This is a genomic window from Variovorax sp. R-27 (genome assembly GCF_049913215.1).
Taxonomy (GTDB): domain Bacteria; phylum Pseudomonadota; class Gammaproteobacteria; order Burkholderiales; family Burkholderiaceae_C; genus Variovorax.
This window is the reverse complement of the sequence record NZ_CP183984.1, coordinates 1-18,467: the sequence shown is the minus strand read 5'-3', so window position 1 is coordinate 18,467 and position 18,467 is coordinate 1. Positions and strand designations below refer to the sequence as shown.

16 protein-coding genes are annotated in these 18,467 nt (G+C 66.3%); 5 read left to right on the top strand and 11 right to left on the bottom strand.

Features of this window, described 5'->3' with window-relative positions:
- Positions 1–88: 88 nt before the first annotated feature.
- Complete coding sequence (locus tag ACN9MV_RS00080) at positions 89–523, bottom strand: serine/threonine protein kinase (protein ID WP_093057139.1); 435 nt, start codon at positions 521–523, stop codon at positions 89–91.
- A gap of 242 nt (positions 524–765) precedes the next feature.
- Between ACN9MV_RS00080 and ACN9MV_RS00075 the strand changes: the two genes are divergently transcribed.
- From ACN9MV_RS00075 to ACN9MV_RS00065, 3 genes are read left to right on the top strand one after another with little or no spacing between them, the layout of a single operon-like run.
- Entirely contained in the window at positions 766–1,560 is a 795-nt protein-coding gene (locus tag ACN9MV_RS00075; RefSeq protein ID WP_093057140.1) for an endonuclease/exonuclease/phosphatase family protein, read from the top strand.
- Between the two features lie 11 nt (positions 1,561–1,571).
- The gene (gene clsB / locus ACN9MV_RS00070; RefSeq protein WP_426390948.1) at positions 1,572–2,843 is read left to right on the top strand and encodes a cardiolipin synthase ClsB; all 1,272 of its coding nucleotides are present in this window, start codon (positions 1,572–1,574) and stop codon (positions 2,841–2,843) included.
- Between the two features lie 19 nt (positions 2,844–2,862).
- A complete protein-coding gene (locus tag ACN9MV_RS00065) occupies positions 2,863–3,828 on the top strand; it encodes a lysylphosphatidylglycerol synthase domain-containing protein (protein ID WP_426390947.1) in 966 nt (321 codons plus the stop codon).
- Here the strand turns inward: ACN9MV_RS00065 and ACN9MV_RS00060 are convergent.
- Positions 3,825–4,400, bottom strand: coding sequence for an acyloxyacyl hydrolase (locus ACN9MV_RS00060; RefSeq protein WP_097197548.1), 576 nt, complete (start codon positions 4,398–4,400; stop codon positions 3,825–3,827). The two genes, ACN9MV_RS00065 and ACN9MV_RS00060, sit on opposite strands and share 4 nt — an antisense overlap.
- Before the next feature lie 211 nt (positions 4,401–4,611).
- On the opposite strand from ACN9MV_RS00060, the gene ACN9MV_RS00055 reads away from it, so the two are divergent.
- A complete protein-coding gene (locus ACN9MV_RS00055) occupies positions 4,612–5,109 on the top strand; it encodes a polyhydroxyalkanoate granule-associated phasin (protein ID WP_093057143.1) in 498 nt (165 codons plus the stop codon).
- 13 nt (positions 5,110–5,122) lie between these two features.
- Here the strand turns inward: ACN9MV_RS00055 and ACN9MV_RS00050 are convergent, their stop codons facing one another.
- The 6 genes from ACN9MV_RS00050 to ACN9MV_RS00025 form a co-directional block, all read right to left on the bottom strand.
- The gene (locus tag ACN9MV_RS00050; RefSeq protein ID WP_426390946.1) at positions 5,123–6,370 is read right to left on the bottom strand and encodes a metallophosphoesterase; all 1,248 of its coding nucleotides are present in this window, start codon (positions 6,368–6,370) and stop codon (positions 5,123–5,125) included.
- A gap of 134 nt (positions 6,371–6,504) precedes the next feature.
- On the bottom strand, positions 6,505–6,996 hold the full coding sequence (locus ACN9MV_RS00045) for a hypothetical protein (RefSeq protein ID WP_426390945.1): 492 nt from the start codon (positions 6,994–6,996) through the stop codon (positions 6,505–6,507).
- A 113-nt stretch (positions 6,997–7,109) separates the two neighbouring features.
- Positions 7,110–7,634, bottom strand: a complete 525-nt coding sequence (locus ACN9MV_RS00040; RefSeq protein ID WP_426390944.1) for a hypothetical protein — start codon at positions 7,632–7,634, stop codon at positions 7,110–7,112.
- A gap of 851 nt (positions 7,635–8,485) precedes the next feature.
- Entirely contained in the window at positions 8,486–9,076 is a 591-nt protein-coding gene (locus ACN9MV_RS00035; protein WP_426390943.1) for a cysteine hydrolase family protein, read from the bottom strand.
- A 14-nt stretch (positions 9,077–9,090) separates the two neighbouring features.
- A complete protein-coding gene (locus ACN9MV_RS00030) occupies positions 9,091–9,966 on the bottom strand; it encodes an isocitrate lyase/PEP mutase family protein (protein ID WP_093174637.1) in 876 nt (291 codons plus the stop codon).
- A 7-nt stretch (positions 9,967–9,973) separates the two neighbouring features.
- The gene (locus tag ACN9MV_RS00025; RefSeq protein ID WP_093174635.1) at positions 9,974–10,927 is read right to left on the bottom strand and encodes a tripartite tricarboxylate transporter substrate binding protein; all 954 of its coding nucleotides are present in this window, start codon (positions 10,925–10,927) and stop codon (positions 9,974–9,976) included.
- Positions 10,928–11,148: 221 nt separating this feature from the next.
- On the opposite strand from ACN9MV_RS00025, the gene prpR reads away from it, so the two are divergent.
- Positions 11,149–13,146, top strand: a complete 1,998-nt coding sequence (gene prpR, locus ACN9MV_RS00020) for a propionate catabolism operon regulatory protein PrpR (RefSeq protein ID WP_426390942.1) — start codon at positions 11,149–11,151, stop codon at positions 13,144–13,146.
- Positions 13,147–13,150: 4 nt separating this feature from the next.
- Here prpR and gyrB read toward each other — a convergent pair whose 3' ends face one another.
- The 3 genes from gyrB to dnaA all read right to left on the bottom strand — a co-directional run bounded on the left by gyrB (position 13,151) and on the right by dnaA (position 18,467).
- Positions 13,151–15,757, bottom strand: a complete 2,607-nt coding sequence (gyrB, locus tag ACN9MV_RS00015) for a DNA topoisomerase (ATP-hydrolyzing) subunit B (RefSeq protein ID WP_097197559.1) — start codon at positions 15,755–15,757, stop codon at positions 13,151–13,153.
- Positions 15,758–15,891: 134 nt separating this feature from the next.
- Positions 15,892–16,998: a DNA polymerase III subunit beta gene (gene dnaN, locus ACN9MV_RS00010; RefSeq protein ID WP_093054972.1), complete on the bottom strand. Its 1,107-nt coding sequence runs from the start codon at positions 16,996–16,998 to the stop codon at positions 15,892–15,894.
- 89 nt (positions 16,999–17,087) lie between these two features.
- Positions 17,088–18,467: a chromosomal replication initiator protein DnaA gene (dnaA, locus tag ACN9MV_RS00005; protein ID WP_019653666.1), complete on the bottom strand. Its 1,380-nt coding sequence runs from the start codon at positions 18,465–18,467 to the stop codon at positions 17,088–17,090.

Sequence of the window (18,467 nt, the reverse complement as noted above, 5' to 3'; positions counted from 1 at the left end):
CGCGACGCGCCGGTGACGGCGCTGTCGAAGAAAAAGCCCGCAACGCTTTCGCGCTGCGGGCTTTTTCATTGACGGGCGGCCTTGCCGACTAATCCGGCGTGCCGGTGCCGGCCTTGTCCGTCGGGTTGGTCACCACGTTCGGGCGCTCGCCCTTCTGGCCGAACTGCGGCTTGACCTTGCGCCCTGTCTGGCTGACTTCAGCGCGCGACATCTCGCCGGTCGGCTGCGGCATGGCGTTCGGCTGGTGGTTGATCATGGTCGTTGCCTCGCCCTTGGGCACCATCGTGGTGGCGTTGCTGCGGTTCTGAGCGCGGGCCTCGGCCTTCACCGCTTCGCGCGATGCGGGCATCGAGTTGTCGGGGCGCTGCGGCGGGTTGGCGACGCCGGCCGGCGTCATGGTGCTGGCCTCGCCGCCCGCCGAGGGATCGGGCTGGGCGGGAATGGACGTGGTCTGGGCCAGGGCGATGCCTGCCGTACCCAGCAGCGCGGCGAGAACCGTGGCGCGAAAAGTGACTTGCTTCATGGCTTGCTCCTTGTGGCTTGTATCGGTATCGGTGGATGAAAACGCGGGCTGCTTTTCTCGAGCCCTGAATTCACCGTAGGAGCGGTGAAATCCCCGTCGTGTGGGGGTGCGGCAGGCCTGCCTGTAGGAGCCGGCCGCCATGGGGAGCCCGCCGCCACGCAGCGAAAGGGGCGAATGAGTCCCAAGAAGGTGGCGCGTTCCTACAGTCAGCGCGCGCGGGGCCACGTACAACCCGCACAACGATGTCTTCTTCGCCCATTCCCGACGCCGCGGCGGCCACGCCGGTCTTGCCGACCTCGCTCAAGGTCATGACGGTGAATACCCACAAGGGCTTCACCGCGCTCAATCGCAAATTCATCCTGCCCGAGTTGCGCGATGCCGTGCGCACCGTGGGGGCCGACGTCGTGTTCCTGCAGGAAGTGCTGGGCACCCACTCGCGCCATTCGCGCAGGGTGAACAACTGGCCGGAGGCGCCGCACTACGAATTTCTGGCCGACACCATGTGGCCGCAGTTCGCCTACGGGCGCAACGCGGTGTACCCGAAAGGCCACCACGGAAACGCGGTGCTCTCGAAATTCCCGATCGTGCATTTCCGCAATCACGACGTGTCGGTGAGCGGCCCAGAGAAGCGCGGCCTGCTGCACTGCGTGCTGCGGCTGCCGGGCCGCGTCGTCGACGTGCATGTGATCTGCGCGCACCTCGGGCTGGCCGAGGCGCACCGGGAGCAGCAACTGGAACTGCTGTGCCACATCGTGCGCGACGAGGTGCCGTCCGATGCGCCGCTGATCGTGGCGGGCGACTTCAACGACTGGCGCGGCCGCGCGCACGACATCCTGGAAAAAGGCGCCGCGTTGCGCGAGGTGTTCGTGCACGCCCACGGCCGCGCGGCCAGGACCTTTCCGGCGCGTTTCCCGGTGCTGCAGCTGGACCGCATCTATGTGCGCAATGCCGGCGTGCACGCGCCCGTGGTGCTGCCGCGCCGGCCGTGGTCGCACCTGTCGGACCACGCCCCGCTGGTGGCGGACATCGACCTGTGAGCGGGCAAGACATGAGCAACAACAACAACCGCTGGATCGGCGGCAACCGCATCGAGCTGCTGGAGAACGGCGAGGAATTCTTCCCGCGCGTGTTCGACGCCATCCGGCAGGCGCAGCGCGAGGTGATCGTCGAGACCTTCATCCTGTTCGAGGACAAGGTGGGCATGCAGCTTCATGCCGCCATGTGCGAAGCGGCGCAGCGCGGCGTGAAGATCGATGTGCTGATCGACGGCTTCGGCTCACCCGATCTCTCGCGGGAGTTCATCGAAGGCCTGACATCGGCCGGCGTGAAGGTGCGTGTGTTCGACCCGGGGCAGCGCTTCATGGGCCAGCGGCTCAACGTGTTTCGCCGCATGCACCGCAAGATCGTGGTGATCGACGGCGCGCGCGCCTTCGTCGGCGGCATCAACTATTCGGCGGACCACCTGCTCGACTTCGGCCCCAAGGCCAAGCAGGACTATGCGGTGGAGCTCGCGGGGCCGATCGTGGCGGAGATCCATCAGTTCGTGCTGCGCGCCATCGCGCTCGGCGGCAAGGGCGCGGGCTGGTTCCGCCGCCGGCTGAAGCAGGCGCCGCGCGCCGGGCAAGTGCACGCCGGCGAGGCCGAAGCCATGTTCGTCACACGCGACAACCGGCGCCACACCAACGACATCGAGCGCCACTATCGCGCCGCGATCCGGACGGCGCGCGAGCGCATCGTGATCGCCAATGCGTATTTCTTTCCGGGCTACCGCTTCATCAAGGAGCTGCGGCGTGCGGCGCGGCGCGGCGTGGACGTGCGGCTCATCCTGCAGGGCGAGCCCGACATGCCGATCGTGAAGACCGCCGCGAGCATGCTGTACCACCACCTGCTGCACGCCGGCGTGCGCATCTACGAGTACTGCGACCGCCCGCTGCACGGCAAGGTCGCGCTGATGGACGACAAGTGGAGCACCGTGGGTTCGAGCAACCTCGACCCGCTGAGCCTGTCGCTCAACCTGGAAGCCAACGTGATCGTGCGCGACGAAGCCTTCAACAAGGTGCTGTGGGAGCGCATGGACCAGCTGATGCGGCACAGCTGCAAGCAGGTGGAGGCGGCCGACCTCGCCAGCGAATGGAGCGGCTGGCGGCTGGTGCGCAGCTTCTTCGTCTTCCACATCCTGCGCTGGTATCCGGCCCTGCTGGGCCGCCTGCCGCGCCACGTGCCGCGCCTGACGCCGGCCGAGGCCACCGACCTTGCGAGCCGGCGCGACACCGGGCGCAGCAATCCGGCCGGCGGTGCTACGCAGACGGAAACCGCCTGAGCGGAAAGGCCGTATCGCAATGAGCACGATGGCACTCTCCCGCCACAGCTGGTGGCCCTGGGCCCGCCGCGCGGCGATGTGGGGCTTTTTCGCGCTGATCGCCTGGCTGCTCGTGCGGCAGGCGCGCACCATCGATTGGGAAGAGGTGCTCGATGCGATCCGCGCGCTGCCTCTCATCTTCCTGCTCGCAGCCGGTGCGCTGGCGGCCTGCAGCTTTGCGCTCTACAGCACGTACGACCTGCTGGGCCGGTACCTGACGCGGCACCGGCTCGGCACGGGCACGGTGATGGGCGTGACCTTCATCAGCTACGCCTTCAACCTCAACCTCGGTTCGCTGGTGGGCGGCGTGGCGTTCCGCTACCGGCTCTATTCGCGCCTGGGGCTTGCGAACGACACCATTACGCGTGTGCTCGGCTTCAGCATGCTGACCAACTGGCTCGGCTACCTCGTGGTGGCCGGCACGGCCTTCTGCTTCTGGCCGATGACGCTGCCGCCCAACTGGAAGATCGACGGCGAGGGCTTGCGCATCCTCGGCGCGGTGCTGCTGATGGCGGCGCTGGCCTATCTGGTGCTGTGCGCCACGGCACAGGGGCGCACCTGGCGCGTGCGCGGCCATGCGTTCAAGGTGCCGGGGCTGCCGATGGCGCTGCTGCAGCTGGCCATGTCGTGCACCAACTGGTCGCTGATGGGTGGCGTGATCTGGTTCCTGCTGCAGGGACAGGTCGGCTACGCGCAGGTGCTCGCGGTGCTGCTGGTGGCGGCGGTGGCAGGCGTCATCACGCATGTGCCGGCGGGGCTCGGCGTGCTCGAGGCGGTGTTCGTGGCGCTGCTCGCGCACGAGGTGCCGCAAGCGAAGCTGCTCGGCGCGCTGCTGGCCTATCGCGGCCTGTATTACCTGCTGCCGCTGGTGGTGGCCACGCTGGGCTATCTGGTCACCGAAGCGAGGGCCAGGCGGCTGCGCGTGCCGGCGAGGCCAGGGCGCTAGAAGTGGTAGGTGTAGCGCAGCTTGACGAAGTTTTCGCCCGGGTTCGGCTTCTTGATGCCGCCGTTCGAGAAGTGCTGCAGGCGCAGCGACAGCTCGTGCTCGCCGTGTTCGCCAAAGCTGCGTCCAACGCCCAGCACCTCGGTGAACTGGAAGGCGGTGCTGAAGCTGCGGTCGGGCGTCTTGTAGACGTGGTCCATCACGCTGCCGCCGACGCCGCCTTCGGCAAACCAGGGCGAGCTGCCGTGGTCGAAGCGATAGCGCCAGGTGTAGATCGCGCCGATCTGCGCGTAGTCGTGCGGGCCGTTGCCCAGCGCGGGCGCGTGCCAGTTGCTCAGGAACACGTCCCAGTAGGTTGTGAGGGCGCCTTCCTGAACCGGCTGGCGCAGCGACCACGGGAAGGTCATGCCCACCGTGGCCGAGTTGGTGCTGCCCATTTCGCCGTGCGGTGCGCGGCCCCCTTCGAAATAAATACCGCGTGCGCTGTCTTCGAACGCATGGGCCGCCGTGCCCAGCAGGCCGAAAAGGCCCGCGAACACGGCGGCTCGAAGGGGCGCGGAAGCGTGGAATCTCATGATGCGACTTCTGAATGCATGAAGTGGAAATAAGTCAGCATCATTAATTTCCGTCGCGTCCGGCATTCGCACAGCACGTAATTTCCACATCGGAAAGTAGGACTTGATCAACAAAAATGCAGAGTCAGATTTGTTGCGCTGCAGCATTTGCAGCCGGCGAAGCCTATAGTGGTCCGACCTCCTACAACCGCCTTCGAGCGCACCGCCCCACATGTCGTCTCTTACCTCCGCCGCCCGTCTGGCCAATCCGCTCATGCAGTGGCTCGACCTGGCGCTCAAGACCAACGAGATGCTGCTGTCCTCCGGCTCGGTGATCCGCATCCGGACCGAACGCATCGCCAAGGCCGGGCTCGCGCCCAGCGCGGCCGACCTGGCGGAATTCCAGCTCATGGGCGACGAGAAGCTCGCGGCCGCGAGCGAATCGGGCATTGCGATGGTGAAGCAATGGCACCGCAGCCATTTCTCGCTCGCCAACCGCGTGCTGCAGCAATGGGTTCAGAGCACGACGGCTTTCTTCTCGCTGGCGGGCAGCGTCACGCCGGCCCAGGCGGCAGCGCATGGCGACGCATTCGTGCAGTCGGCAGCCGGCACGGTCAACGCAGCGAGCCAGTTCCCAGGCATTGCGGTACGCATAGCGCGCGAAGGCCTCAAGCCGATTCACGCAGCAGCCACCTCCAACGCCCGCCGGCTGGCCGAGCTGGAATCCTGATCGAGCAGGCCGCTCAGGCCTTCGCCGGCACCAGCGTCAGCAGCGTGATTTCAGAAGGCGCGCCAAAGCGCTTCGGCGGGCCCCAATAGCCGGTGCCCCGGCTCACGTATACCCACATGTCGTGCAGTCGGTGCAGGCCCGCCGTAAAGGGCTGCTGCATCGGCACGAACAGGTTCCACGGAAAGAACTGGCCGCCGTGCGTGTGGCCCGACAGCTGCAGCTGGTAGCCGGCAGCTGCAGCCAGCACCGCGCTGCGCGGCTGGTGCGCAAGCAGCACGCGCGTGTGCACCAGCGGCGGTGCGTCATGCAGCGCCAGGTGCGGATCGCTGGCATGCGCGGCGTCGAAATGCCCGGCGGTGAAGTCGGTCACGCCGGCCAGCACCAGCGCGCTTTCGAACAGCTCTTCGTCGGTCTGCGCGCCGCGCACGTTGCGCGTCTGCAGCACCACGTGTTCATTGAGCAGCACCTTCAGGCCGAGCCGGCGCAACTCGTCGATCCAGGCATGCGCGCCCGCGTAGTACTCGTGGTTGCCCGTGACCACAAAGGTGCCGTGGCGCGCGCGCAGCCCGGCCAGCGGCGCGATGTGCTCGCGCAGTTCAGGCACTGTGCCGTCGACCAGGTCGCCGGTGATTGCGATGGCGTCGGCGCCGAGGCGGTTCACCGCATCGACGATGCGCTGGATATAGGCGCTGCGGATTGTCGGCCCCACGTGGATGTCGCTGAGCTGCGCGATGGTGAAGCCCTCGAGCGCCTGCGGCAGCCCGCGGATGGGCACGTCCACCCGCTTCACGCTGGCCGTTCGGCGCGCATTGAGAAAACCGATTACCGACGTGGCCGTGGCCATCGCCAGCACCGCCAGCGCGCTCCATGGCTGCAGGGCGTTCCAGTGCACCTGCACGCCGCCCAGCGCGCTCGCCAGCCAGGCCAGCAGCAGGCCCGCATCGCGCACCAGTGTCAGCACGAACATCGACGAGAACCAGCCCATGCTGATCAGGCCGACCCACTTGAGCACTTCGCCCACCGATGCGTCGCGCCCGATGCGGCGCGATGCAAAAGGCAGCGGAATCGTCACCGCCGACACCACCAGCGCGAGCAACGTCAACGGCCATGCGGGCGTGAGCATGGCCAGCGCGGGCAGCAGGCGCAGCGCTATATAGACATGCAACAGCGCGGTCAGAGCGCTCAGGGGACGGATCGGCATCGGGGCAATGGGTTCGGGCACTGCCCGGGATACACCACCTGCAAGGCGCATGCCGCGCATTCAAGATACCGGGAGACGCCGCAATCGCTATTTTTTCTATAGCGCAAGGCGCCCGGATAGCAGGCGTTATGGCCTGGTGGAGTTAACAAAGCGAGTGCCGGCCGGATGCGGTGCCGGCGCCCACTTTCGCCGCGCTACTGCACCGTGCGCGTGCTGGCCGAAGCCATGTCGGTGCCCGCCGGCCAGACGAAGGTCGCCTTGGTCGGCGCCCCCTGCAGAACGTGCAGCGGCTGCTTCAGCACCTGGCTGCCGATCCGCGCCTCGACCTCGTAGTTGCCTGGGTCCAGCCGCGCCACCATGAACGGGCCGCCCGACACCACGTTGTCGAGCAACGCGACGCCGCTGCTGTCGCGCACCGTCACGTGCACATTGGCCGCGAAGTCGGCGCCTTTGCTTTCCTTGACAGCGAACTCGAAGGTGGCGGGCCAGCGCGGCGACACCGTCTCCATCAGCTGGGCTTCGTCACTGCCGATGCCGCCGCTCATGTACTCGACGCCGTGCGCCATGTAGATCGGCGGGTTCACCGCCGCTTGCGCAGACGAAAGCGCGCCGAGCAGAACGGCGCCGCAGAACACCGCGGCCGCCAGCGGCCGCATCGTGCGCGATGATGGAAAACGGGGGGTCATGGTCTGGATCCTTTCCTGGTCGTCGTGGCGAGAAGCCACGGTGCCACTGTGCGGCGCGTGGCTTAGGAAAGGCTGACCGGCCCGCCAGGCCGGGTAGCGGAGCGGCCGACCGCTCAGCGGGCGGCGGAAGTTTGCGCGAGAGCCTGCGTCTGCGGCAGCGCCGGCGTCACCGAAGCCATGTCGAAATTCGACGGCCAGACGAACGACGTGCGCGCCGGCATGCCGGCAATCACCACCAGCGATTGCGTCAGCGTGAGACCGCCGAGCGTCACGTTCACGTCATAGGCGCCCGGATTGAGGCGCGCCAGCATGTAGGGGCCTTGCGACTGCACGTCCATCACGATCTGGCCGGTATATTTCTGGCGCACCTCGATCAGGGCCTTGGCCGGAAAGCCAGCCACCTGCGCGCCCTTGCCGTCGCTCACGCCGAACTCGATGGTCGCGGCCCAGCGTGGCGACACCATTTCCATGAATGCGGCTTCATCCCTGGCGGCGCCACCGCACATGTATTCGATGCCCTGCGCCACCTGGATGGGCGGGTTCGAGAACGCATGGGCCGAAGTCACGGCCCCGAGGAATGCTGCTGTACCGCCCAATACCAGCGCGGCCAGGGGCCGGCGGAGACGCGTAGGGTTCATTGCTGTGTGGTCCTCGATCTTGCGTGACGTGAAATCCGTCGAGGATTTTGCTTAGCAAGAGTCGGGCTAGATATAGCGTTTACGAGGAACGATCTTCGGATTGGAACTGAATGCTATTGTTTTCATAGCTGATGACGACCGTGTGACGCGCGTGCGGGCTACTTTTATTAACAGACCTCACGGAAACCCTGATCCGTGCTTTTTCGCCGCGTCATGCGGCGTTTTGGCGTCTGAATCCGCAAACGTGCAGGGGTGTGCGCCTACAGCGGTGCATCGCGGCGCGCGATATGAACTGCTGGACGGACACACGGAGCTTCAGCCATGACCCTCGAATCGACGATCGAAGAGTTCAAGAAAGTGGACGCCCGGCGGGCGGGGACGTTGCAGAGCGGGGGCCCGGCATGGCCGCGGCACTGAGCGGGCGGCCGGAAACCGGCCTCGGGTCGCAACGCTATTGGGCGCCGTGCCTGGCGTTGGCGTTGCTGGCGGTGTTCCTCTTCTACGTGGCACTGACGGACTTGCTGAGGGAGCGCGCGGCGCGAGCGCCTGTCCAGGCGGCCGTGGTCCCTGCGGTCGTTCAGTCGCCGCTGGCAAACGCTCGCTCAGGCGATGCACTACCGGCGAGTTCGGCCGCCCTGCCCGTTCGGGCATCCGCCTTGCCGGCCTCGCCATCCGTCGCCTCCGATCTGAGGCCCGTAGTGGTAACGCCTGCCCGCCTTGCGGTGACCAAGTGCGTCACGCCTTCCGGCACGGCCGAATATTCAGACGGCCCCTGCACCGAAGGCTCGCAGGTCTCGACTCTGCACCTCCAATGACAAGCGCCCGGCAGGACGTGTCCGCGGCGCCCGAAGCTAAGGCGAAATCGCTTCGCAAAACTCCGCCGTAGTGGCCACGGTCGCCTGTTTCGGAAAGATCTCGCGCAACAGGAACTCGTTCACCTTGGCGTCCGGATCGGCGCACGCGTCCGACAGGACGATGAGCCGATAGTCGAGGTCGTGCGCCTCGCGAACCGTGGAAAGCACCACGCCACTGGTGTGTACGCCGGCGAGCACCAGGGTCTCGATGCCCGCGCGCTGCAGTTGGGCGTGAAGGTCGGTCGTCGAGAAGGCGCCCACCCGCGTCTTGCGAACAATGATGTCGCCCGGCGCGACGCCCAAATCCGGATGGACGGCGGTCGATGGGGAGTCGAGATGCATATGGGCGCCCGCCGCCTTGACGCGCGCGCCCATGGCGCTGTGCCCGGGGAAGCGCTCGAGGTCGGCCGCATCGAAAGCCACGCGCACGAAGCCCACCTTCGCGCCTCGCGAGCGCATCAGCTGCTGCACCGGCATGACCTTCGCGAACAGCGTTGCCGGGTCAGGAAGGAAGCCGAGGATGCCGGGCTGGTAGTCCATGACCAGCAGCGCCGATCGCTGGATCTCCGCGGTTGAAAGCCTGTTCATGACACTGCCTGGGCCTAGATGTAGAGACGCTCGAGCGCGTCCCATTGGGGTTTGCCGACGAGGCGCTGGCGCTCGGCGAAAGGGGCTACCAGCGCGGGATCTTCCTCCAGGCGCTTGTCGTCGCGCAAGGCAGTGAGCGCTTTCTGCATGCCGGCCACCGCGCCCTGCAATGCGGCGTTGGCGTAGAGCACGAAGCCGTAGCCCAGCGCGCCCAGCTCCTGCGCACCGAAGGTCGGCGTCTTGCCGCCGATCACCATGTTCATGAGCTGCGGCTTGTTCAGCCGCTGGGGCATCGCACGCACTTCGTCGGCCAGCGTCACGGCTTCGACGAACAGGATGTCGGCGCCGGCCTCGCTGAACTTCTGCGCGCGCTCGATGGCGGCCTCGAAGCCGTGCACGGCGGCCGCATCGGTGCGGGCCATGACGAGCAGGTCGCTGTCCTGCCGGGCGTCGACAGCCGCCTTGATCTTGCCGAGCATCTCGTCGGTGTCGATCACCGCCTTGCCCGAGAAGTGGCCGCAGCGCTTGGGACTGACCTGGTCTTCGAGCTGGATGCAGTCTGCCCCCGCCCGCTCGAGCACGCGCACCGTGTGGCGCACGTTGAGCGCATTGCCGAAGCCGGTGTCGGCGTCGACCAGCAGCGGCAGGTTCACCGCGTCGCGGATGCGCGCCGTGTGCTCGGCGATCTCGTGCAGGCCCATGAAGGCCTGGTCGGGCAGGCCGAGGTACATGTTGGTGACGCCCGCGCCGGTGATGTAGATCGCCTCGAAGCCGAGGTCTTCGATCACGCGCGCCGACATCGCGTTGAACGCGCCCGGCACCAGCACGCCGCGGCGTGCCTCGGCCAGCCGGCGCAGGGTTTTCTTCGGAGATTCGTTGGTCGTGCTCATGGGGTGCTCAGTCTTCCTTCATGCCGGTGGCCTTCACGACGCCACCGAGCCTTGCGCGTTCTTCGTCGACGAACTTGGTGAAGCTCGCACGCGTGCCGCCGATGGGCTCGATGCCCATGTCCTTCAGGCGCTTGGCCGTCTCCGGCGACTTCATGGCTGCGTCGATCGCAGCGGCCATCTTGTCGAGGATGGCGTCAGGTGTGCCGCGCGGCGCATGCACGCCGGCCCAGTGCGCGATGCGGATCTCGGGAAAGCCCTCTTCAGCCGCCGTCGGCAGCTCGGGGTAGGCCGAGATGCGCTGCGTCCACGTGCCTGCCAGTGCCTTGAGCTTGCCGCTCTTGATGTACGGCAGCACCACGATGCTGGCCTCCGACGTCGCCTCGACCTGGTTGCCGAGCACTGCGGTGATCGACTCCGAGCCGCTCTTGTAGGGCACCACGTCGAGCTTGCTGCCGTACTTCGTCTCGAGAATGCCTTCGACGAAATGCGGCGTGCTGCCGGTGCCCGCCGTGGCCCAGTGGAAGCCGTTGCCAGCTTTCTTCGACGCGGCGACGAACTCCTTCAGATCCTTGTAGGGCGCATTGGCCGGCACCACCACCACCGAGGGCGCCAGCGCGATCATGGCCACCGGCACCAGTGCCTCGTCTTTGTACGGCATGTTTTTCTTGATCATGCTGTTCGACACCACGCCGGCCGCGCTCACCAGGAAGGTGTAGCCGTCGGGCGCGCTCTTGGCGACCACGTCGGCGCCGAGGATGGCGCCCGCACCGGGCTTGTTGTCGATGATCACCGGCTGGCCGAGCTGCTTCGATGCTCCTTCGGCCGCGGCGCGCGCCATCAGGTCGTTGGCACCGCCCGCAGAGAACGGCACGACCAGCCGGATCGGCTTGGTAGGCCATGTCTGTGCCTGGACGCTCAGAGATAGCGTGCAAGCCAGGGCGGCGGCAGTTGCGCATGTCACTGCAGAAAGGCGACGGAAGTTCACGGTTGGCTCCTGGTTATTTGAGAAAGCAAGACCACGGGGGTCTTATCCAGGGTGCGCAAGTGCTATGCCATAGACCGGATTCGCAAGTCGTTGGATATAAGTCATTGATCCAAAAGGAATTTATGACTTTCTTCGGTGGTTTTTCAATGCGCGATGTTTCAGATTCATTTCACTTTTGAAACCATAGAATTCGCCGAATGAATGCACTCGCCCTGCCACCTGCCCATTCGTCCGCCGCGCCTCGCCGGCCTCGCATCGTGGCCGTGGCTCGCCACCGGCTGGGCCGCGTGCTGGTGCGACTGGTACCCGAGGTGGCGGCGCAGGCGCAAATCGAACTGGTAGGTCTTGCCTTCGACGAGGCCGTCGAAGCGGTGCGCGAACTGCATGCGCGCGCACCGGTCGATGCGGTGGTGGCGGCAGGTGCCAGCGGCGAATGGCTGCGCCAGCATCTGGACATCCCGGTGGCCATGGTGGAGGTACGCGGCTTCGACCTGATGCGTGCTCTGGCGGCCGCGCGCGCCCTCTCGCCCCGGGTGGGGCTCGTGTCGTTCGACGGTCCCTCGGAGCATCTGGCGCAGCTCGACGCGCTGTTCGGCATGGGCATCGCCCAGTTCAGCTATCGGGGTGCCGACGACGCCCCCGCCTGCGTGGAGGCGCTGCGCGCGGCTGGCGTCCAGGCAGTGGTCGCGCCCGGCCTGGTCGCCGACCTGGCCGAGCAAGCCGGCATCGCCAGCGTGCTGATGTACTCGGACGATGCCGTGCGCCAGGCGCTTCAGGACGCCATCCATCTTGCGCGCCACAGCCTTGCCGAGCGGGCGCGCCACGAACGGCTGAACACCGTCCTCGGTCAGCTGCAGGACGGCGTGGTCGCGGTGGACTTGCAGCAGCGCATCGAGGCGCTGAACCCGGTCATGGCGGAACTGCTGGGAGCCTCCGTCCAGGAACTGGCGGGCCGCGTGCTGGGCGAAGTGGAGCCCGTGCTGGACCTCGGCGCCACGCTGCGCCTGCGCGAGGCCCCGGCCGAGGAGGTGCTGCAGATCGGCATGCGTACGCTGGTGGTCCGGCGCGCGCCGGTCATGGAAGGAGGCGAGGTCACCGGCGCGCTGCTCGTGTGCCGCGACCCGGCAGTGATCCAGCGCGCGGACCGCCACCTGCGCGCCAACCAGCGGCAACGGGGCGCACCCACGCGATACCGGCTTGAGGCATTCACAGGCAACAGCCCCCTGGCGCAGCGCGTGCGCGAGCTTGCCGCGCAATGCGCGTCGAGCGAGGCTACGGTCCTCATCGTCGGGGAGAGCGGCACCGGCAAGGAGCTCGTGGCGCAGGGCATTCATACCGCCAGCCGGAGAGCGACGCAGCCGTTCCTGGCCGTGAACTGCGCCGCCCTGGGAGAGAGCCTGCTGGAGAGTGAGCTGTTCGGCTACGAGGAAGGCGCCTTCACTGGCGCGCGGCGCGGCGGCAAGACAGGCCTGGTCGAAGCCGCCCACACGGGCACTCTGTTTCTCGACGAGATCGGCGACATGCCCCTGGCGCTGCAGACCCGGCTGCTGCGCGTGCTGCAGGAGCGGGAGGTGCTTCGCCTCGGGGCGACCGCTGCCGTACCGGTGGACCTGCGTGTGATCGCGGCCACACATGCCGACCTCGCATCCCAGGTGGAGCGCGGCCTCTTCCGGCGCGACCTGTACTACCGGCTCGCGGTGCTGCGCATCGAGATGCCTCCTCTTCGCGATCGCGAAGCCGACATCGCGCTCCTGGCGGCCGAACTGATGGCCCGCCGCGCCGGCAGGGCTGGCGTACCGGCAGCGCAGGCATCGGCCTGGCTCGCCGCTTTGCTGGAACTGGCCGCGGGCTACGGTTGGCCTGGCAACGTGCGCGAGCTGGAAAACCTGGTCGAGCGCCTGCTGGCTTGTCACAGCTACCTGGCGCCCTCCGGTAACCTGGACCGGGCCCGTCTGCTGGAGGTGTTTCCCGAATGCACCCAAGCTCGCCCGGCGCCCGTGCGCGAGCGCCTGCTGAAGGGTGCGCGCCGCGCCGCTGAACTACGTCGCGTGCGCGAGGTGCTTCAATCGGTGCAGGGCGACCAGGCCAAGGCCTGCGCCGTGCTCGGCATCAGCCGCGCCACGCTGTGGCGGCGGCTGCGCGATGAAGAGTCGGCGACGGACGCTGGTCCCACGCCAAAGAAAACGCGCGCCTAGCGGCTTACACGTCGATATTCGCCGCCCGCAGCGCGTTCTGCTCGATGAACTCGCGGCGCGGCTCCACCTCGTCGCCCATCAGCATCGTGAACACGCGGTCGGCTTCGATCGCGTCGTCGATCTGCACTCGTAGCAGGCGGCGCACGGTCGGGTCCATCGTGGTTTCCCACAGCTGCTCGGGGTTCATCTCGCCCAGGCCCTTGTAGCGCTGGCGCGAGGTGGCGCGCTCGGCTTCGCCGATGAGCCACTTCATGGCCTGGCGGAAGTCGTCGACCTTTTCTTCCTTGGCGCGTTCGCCTTCGCCGCGCTTGACCAGCGCGCCTTCGGGGCTCAGCAGGCCGCGGAAGGTGTTGGCGGCTTCGGCGAGCGCGGCGTAGTCGGCGCCGTGCACGAAGTCTTGCGTGATCACGCTGCTCTTGATGTTGCCGTGGTGGCGGCGGCTGATGCGCAGCAGCGGCTTGTCGGTGCGCGCGTCGAACTCGTTGCTCACCTCTGCCGGAATGCCAGTGGTGTTGAGCTCGCGCAGCTTGGCCTGCAGCGCCACGGCCGATGCCTCGGCGGCGGGCGTGGTGTCGAGGTCGAGCGCCACGCCGTCGGCGATGGCGCGCAGTGCCTCGGCGTCCATGAAGTTGCGCAGGCGCGCGATCACGGCCTCGGCCACCTGGTGCTTGCGCGCAAGCTCGCCCAGGGTGTCGCCGCTCAGCGTGGTGGAGTTGGCGCCGCCGGTCTGCAGGCTCGCGTCTTTCAGCGCCACCTTGAGCAGGAAGGCGTCGAGCGCGGGGCCGTCCTTCAGGTACTGCTCTTCCTTGCCGACCTTCACCTTGTACAGCGGAGGCTGCGCGATGTAGATGTGGCCGCGCTCGACCAGCTCGGGCATCTGGCGATAGAAGAACGTCAGCAGCAGCGTGCGGATGTGGGCGCCGTCGACGTCGGCGTCGGTCATGATGATGATGCGGTGGTAGCGCAGCTTGGCGACGTTGAAGTCGTCCGCGCCGCCGCCCGCGGTGGTCGCGCCGGCACGGCCGATGCCGGTGCCCAGCGCGGTGATCATCGTGAGAATTTCGTTGCTGGTGAGCAGCTTCTCGTAGCGTGCCTTCTCGACGTTCAGGATCTTGCCGCGTAGCGGCAGGATGGCCTGGAACTTCCGGTCGCGGCCCTGCTTGGCGGAGCCGCCGGCGGAGTCACCCTCCACCAGGTAGACCTCGCACAGCGCCGGATCTTTCTCCTGGCAGTCGGCCAGCTTGCCGGGCAGGCCCATGCCGTCGAGCACGCCCTTGCGGCGCGTCATTTCGCGGGCCTTTCGGGCGGCTTCGCGGGCACGGGCGGCCTCGACGATCTTGCCGCAGATGATCTTGGCGTCGTTCGGGCGTTCCTGCAGGTAGTCGGTGAGCAGCTTGCCGACGATGTCTTCCACCGGCGCGCGCACTTCGCTGGACACCAGCTTGTCCTTGGTCTGGCTCGAGAACTTGGGCTCGGGCACTTTCACGCTCAGCACGCAGCACAGGCCTTCGCGCATGTCGTCGCCGGTGACTTCGACCTTCGCCTTCTTCGCGAACTCGTTCTCTTCGATGTACTTGTTGATGACGCGGGTCATCGCGGCGCGCAGGCCGGTGAGGTGGGTGCCGCCGTCACGCTGCGGGATGTTGTTGGTGAAGCACAGCACCTGCTCGTTGTAGCCGCTGTTCCACTGCATCGCCACTTCGACGCCGATGTGCGTGCCGGGGATGCCGCCGTAAGTGTCGGCCGGGCGCTCGCCTTCGGCATAGAACGAGTTCGGATGCAGGACGGTCTTGCCCTTGTTGATGAACTCGACGAAGCCGCGCACGCCGCCGGCGCCGGAGAAGTCGTCTTCCTTGCCGGTGCGCTCGTCCTTCAGGCGGATGCGCACGCCATTGTTCAGGAAGCTCAGTTCACGCAGGCGCTTGCTGAGGATCTCGTAGTGGAAGTCCGAGTTCTCCTTGAAGATCTGCGTGTCGGGCAGAAAGTGCACCTCGGTGCCGCGCTTGTCGGTGTCGCCGATGATCTTCATGGGCGAGACTTCGACGCCGTTCACCGTCTCGAGCAGGCGGTTCTGCACGAAGCCGCGGCTGAATTCGAGTTCGTGGATCTTGCCTTCGCGGCGCACCACCAAACGCAGCATCACGCTCAGCGCGTTCACGCAACTCACGCCCACGCCGTGCAGGCCGCCCGACACCTTGTAGCTGTTCTGGTTGAACTTGCCGCCGGCGTGCAGTTCGGTGAGCGCAATTTCCGCAGCCGAGCGCTTGGGCTCGTGCTTGTCGTCCATCTTCACGCCGGTCGGGATGCCGCGGCCGTTGTCGGTAACGCTGATCGAGTTGTCGGAGTGGATGGTCACGACGATGTCGTCGCAATGGCCGGCCAGCGCCTCGTCGATGGAGTTGTCGACGACTTCGAACACCAGGTGGTGCAGGCCGGTGCCGTCGGAGGTGTCGCCGATGTACATGCCGGGGCGCTTGCGCACGGCTTCAAGCCCTTCGAGGATCGTGATGGAGCCTTCGCCGTAGCTGGTGTCGGGGGCCACGGTGTCGATCTCGGGGATGTAGACGGGCTCGGTGTGGGGCACGTCGGGCTTGTTTTCTTCAGCACTCATTCGGATATTCCTCTAACTCTCACGGTATTCACGTGATATTTCGGGCTCTCAAAAGCTCAATTCGCAGCCTCTTGAAAGCGCAAACCCGCGGAGGGCCGCGGGCTGTATGCGCAAGGCGCTGCGTGGTGTGTCTGCTAGATACGCATCGGCATCACGACGTACTTGAAAGATGCGTTCTCGGGGATGGTTAACAAGGCCGAGCTGTTGGAGTCGGCAAGGTCCAGCTTGACCATGTCCTGGTCCATGTTCGACAGCGCGTCGATCAGGTAGGTCACGTTGAAGCCGATTTCGATGGCGTCGCCGCCGTAGTCGATGTCGAGCTCGTCCTGGGCTTCTTCCTGCTCGGCGTTGTTCGACGCGATGCGCAGTGTGCCCGGCTCGATGTTCAGGCGCACGCCCTTGAACTTCTCGCTGGTCAGGATGGCGGTGCGCTGCAGGCTGGCCAGGAGCGGCGCGCGGCCCAGCGTGACGGTGTTCTTGTGGTTCTTCGGGATGACGCGGTTGTAGTCGGGGAACTTGCCCTCGACCAGCTTGGTGACGAACTCCATGCCGCCGAAGCTGAACTTGGCCTGGTTGTTCGCGAACTGCATCTCGATGGCGCCTTCGGCGTCGGACAGCAGGCGCTGCATTTCGAGCACGGTCTTGCGCGGCAGGATGACTTCCTGGCGCGGCACTTCGACGTCGAGCGTGGCCGACGAGAACGCCAGGCGGTGGCCGTCGGTGGCCACCAGGCTCAGCTGCTTGCCTTCGGCAACGAACAGGATGCCGTTCAGGTAGTAGCGGATGTCGTGTACGGCCATGGCGAACGACACCTGCGAGAGCAGGTCCTTCAGCGTCTTTTGCGGCACGCTGAACACGGGGCCGAAATTGGCTGCTTCCTGAACCAGCGGAAAGTCTTCGGCGGGCAGCGACTGCAGCGTGAAGCGGCTCTTGCCGCCCTTGAGCACCAGCTTGCTCGCGCTCGATTCGAGGCTCACGGTCTGGTCGGCCGGCATGGTGCGCAGGATGTCGATCAGCTTGCGCGCGCCGATGGTGGTGGTGAAGTTGCCTTCGTCGCCGCCGAGCTCGGCGGTGGTGCGGATCTGGATTTCGAGGTCGCTCGTGGTCAGCTGCAGCTGGCCGCCGGTCTTGCGGATCAGCACGTTCGCCAGGATCGGCAAGGTGTGACGCCGCTCGACGATGCCCGCCACCGACTGCAGCGCGGCGAGGACTTTGTCTTGGTTTGCCTTCAAAACGATCATGTCTTCTTCCTCTTCTCTATCTCTTTGAATCAGCCTGTAAGACGCCATTCTCCGCTGTCGCGAGGGGCACCCTTGATGACATTCGGCGGTCAGCCCTTGAGCGTCTGTTCGAGCACGTGGAGCTGCTGGTTGAGCTCGGTGAGCTGCTGGCGCTCGCCCGAGATCTTGCGCACCGCGTGCAGCACCGTCGTGTGGTCGCGCCCACCGAACAGCTCGCCGATTTCCGGCAGGCTTTTCTGCGTGAGCTCCTTGGCCAGGTACATCGCGATCTGCCGTGGCCGCGCAATGCTGGCCGGGCGTTTCTTGCTGTACATGTCGGCGACCTTGATCTTGTAGTAGTCGGCCACCGTCTTCTGGATATTCTCGACGGAGATCTGCCGATTCTGGATCGACAGCAGGTCGCGCAGCGCCTCGCGCGCCAGGGCGATCGAGATCTCCTTCTGGTTGAAGCGCGAATACGCCAGGATCTTGCGCAGCGCCCCTTCGAGCTCGCGCACGTTGGAGCGCACGTTCTTGGCGACGAAGAAGGCCACTTCTTCCGGCATTTCGGCCGATTCGGCGCGCGCCTTGTTGATCAGGATGGCCACGCGCATTTCAAGCTCGGGCGGCTCGATGGCCACCGTGAGGCCCGAATCGAAGCGCGAAACCAGGCGCTCGTGGATGTCCGCCAGCCCCTTCGGATAGGTGTCGCTGGTCATCACGATGTGCGACTTCTTGGCGAGCAGGGCCTCGAACGCGTTGAAGAATTCTTCCTGCGTCCGGTCCTTGTTGGCGAAGAACTGCACATCGTCGATCAGCAACAGATCGAGCGAGTGGTAGCGCTCCTTGAACTCATCGAAAGTCTTGCGCTGATAGGCTTTGACCACATCCGAGACGAATTGCTCGGCGTGGATGTAGAGAACTTTGGAATCCGGCTTGTCGGCCAGCAGCCGGTTACCCACAGCGTGCATCAGGTGGGTCTTGCCCAGGCCGACGCCGCCGTAGATGAAAAGCGGGTTGTAAAGATGGCCGGGCATGCCAGCCACGTGCATGGCCGCGGCGCGCGCCATGCGGTTGGCCGTGCCCTCGACCAGGGTGTCGAAAGTGAGGCCGGAATTCAGGCGGTTCTTGAAGCCGGCCGCGGCAGGCTCCTCGCCCGGGCCGGCCACGTCGCGGGGCACGTCCGTTTCGGTCATGACGGCCACGGGTGCAGAGCGCACGGGCACTTCGCGCGGAGCGAGCGCTAACTCGATGGCAACCGGCTGGCCGTACATCTTCTCGGCCATGGCGGCGATCTTGCCGGCGTACTGGGCCCGGATCCAGTCGAGCTTGAAGCGGTTGGCGACGAACACCGTCATGCGCGACAGGTCGTCGGCGACCTGCGCTGTCAGGGGCTTGATCCAGGTGTTGAACTGCTGCTCGGACAGCTCCTGCGCGAGCTGGTCGACGCAGGCCTGCCACAGGCTTTCGCCGATGCCGTCAGTCGACAT

Excerpts from the sequence above, each read along its gene's own strand:
- ACN9MV_RS00080 (WP_093057139.1), bottom strand. The coding sequence starts at position 523 with ATGAAGCAAGTCACTTTTCGCGCCACGGTTCTCGCCGCGCTGCTGGGT.
- ACN9MV_RS00075 (WP_093057140.1), top strand. The coding sequence starts at position 766 with ATGTCTTCTTCGCCCATTCCCGACGCCGCGGCGGCCACGCCGGTCTTG.
- clsB (WP_426390948.1), top strand. The coding sequence starts at position 1,572 with ATGAGCAACAACAACAACCGCTGGATCGGCGGCAACCGCATCGAGCTG.
- ACN9MV_RS00065 (WP_426390947.1), top strand. The coding sequence starts at position 2,863 with ATGAGCACGATGGCACTCTCCCGCCACAGCTGGTGGCCCTGGGCCCGC.
- ACN9MV_RS00060 (WP_097197548.1), bottom strand. The coding sequence starts at position 4,400 with ATGAGATTCCACGCTTCCGCGCCCCTTCGAGCCGCCGTGTTCGCGGGC.
- ACN9MV_RS00055 (WP_093057143.1), top strand. The coding sequence starts at position 4,612 with ATGTCGTCTCTTACCTCCGCCGCCCGTCTGGCCAATCCGCTCATGCAG.
- ACN9MV_RS00050 (WP_426390946.1), bottom strand. The coding sequence starts at position 6,370 with ATGCGCGGCATGCGCCTTGCAGGTGGTGTATCCCGGGCAGTGCCCGAA.
- ACN9MV_RS00045 (WP_426390945.1), bottom strand. The coding sequence starts at position 6,996 with ATGACCCCCCGTTTTCCATCATCGCGCACGATGCGGCCGCTGGCGGCC.
- ACN9MV_RS00040 (WP_426390944.1), bottom strand. The coding sequence starts at position 7,634 with ATGAACCCTACGCGTCTCCGCCGGCCCCTGGCCGCGCTGGTATTGGGC.
- ACN9MV_RS00035 (WP_426390943.1), bottom strand. The coding sequence starts at position 9,076 with ATGAACAGGCTTTCAACCGCGGAGATCCAGCGATCGGCGCTGCTGGTC.
- ACN9MV_RS00030 (WP_093174637.1), bottom strand. The coding sequence starts at position 9,966 with ATGAGCACGACCAACGAATCTCCGAAGAAAACCCTGCGCCGGCTGGCC.
- prpR (WP_426390942.1), top strand. The coding sequence starts at position 11,149 with ATGAATGCACTCGCCCTGCCACCTGCCCATTCGTCCGCCGCGCCTCGC.
- gyrB (WP_097197559.1), bottom strand. The coding sequence starts at position 15,757 with ATGAGTGCTGAAGAAAACAAGCCCGACGTGCCCCACACCGAGCCCGTC.
- dnaN (WP_093054972.1), bottom strand. The coding sequence starts at position 16,998 with ATGATCGTTTTGAAGGCAAACCAAGACAAAGTCCTCGCCGCGCTGCAG.
- dnaA (WP_019653666.1), bottom strand. The coding sequence starts at position 18,467 with ATGTCGACTGACGGCATCGGCGAAAGCCTGTGGCAGGCCTGCGTCGAC.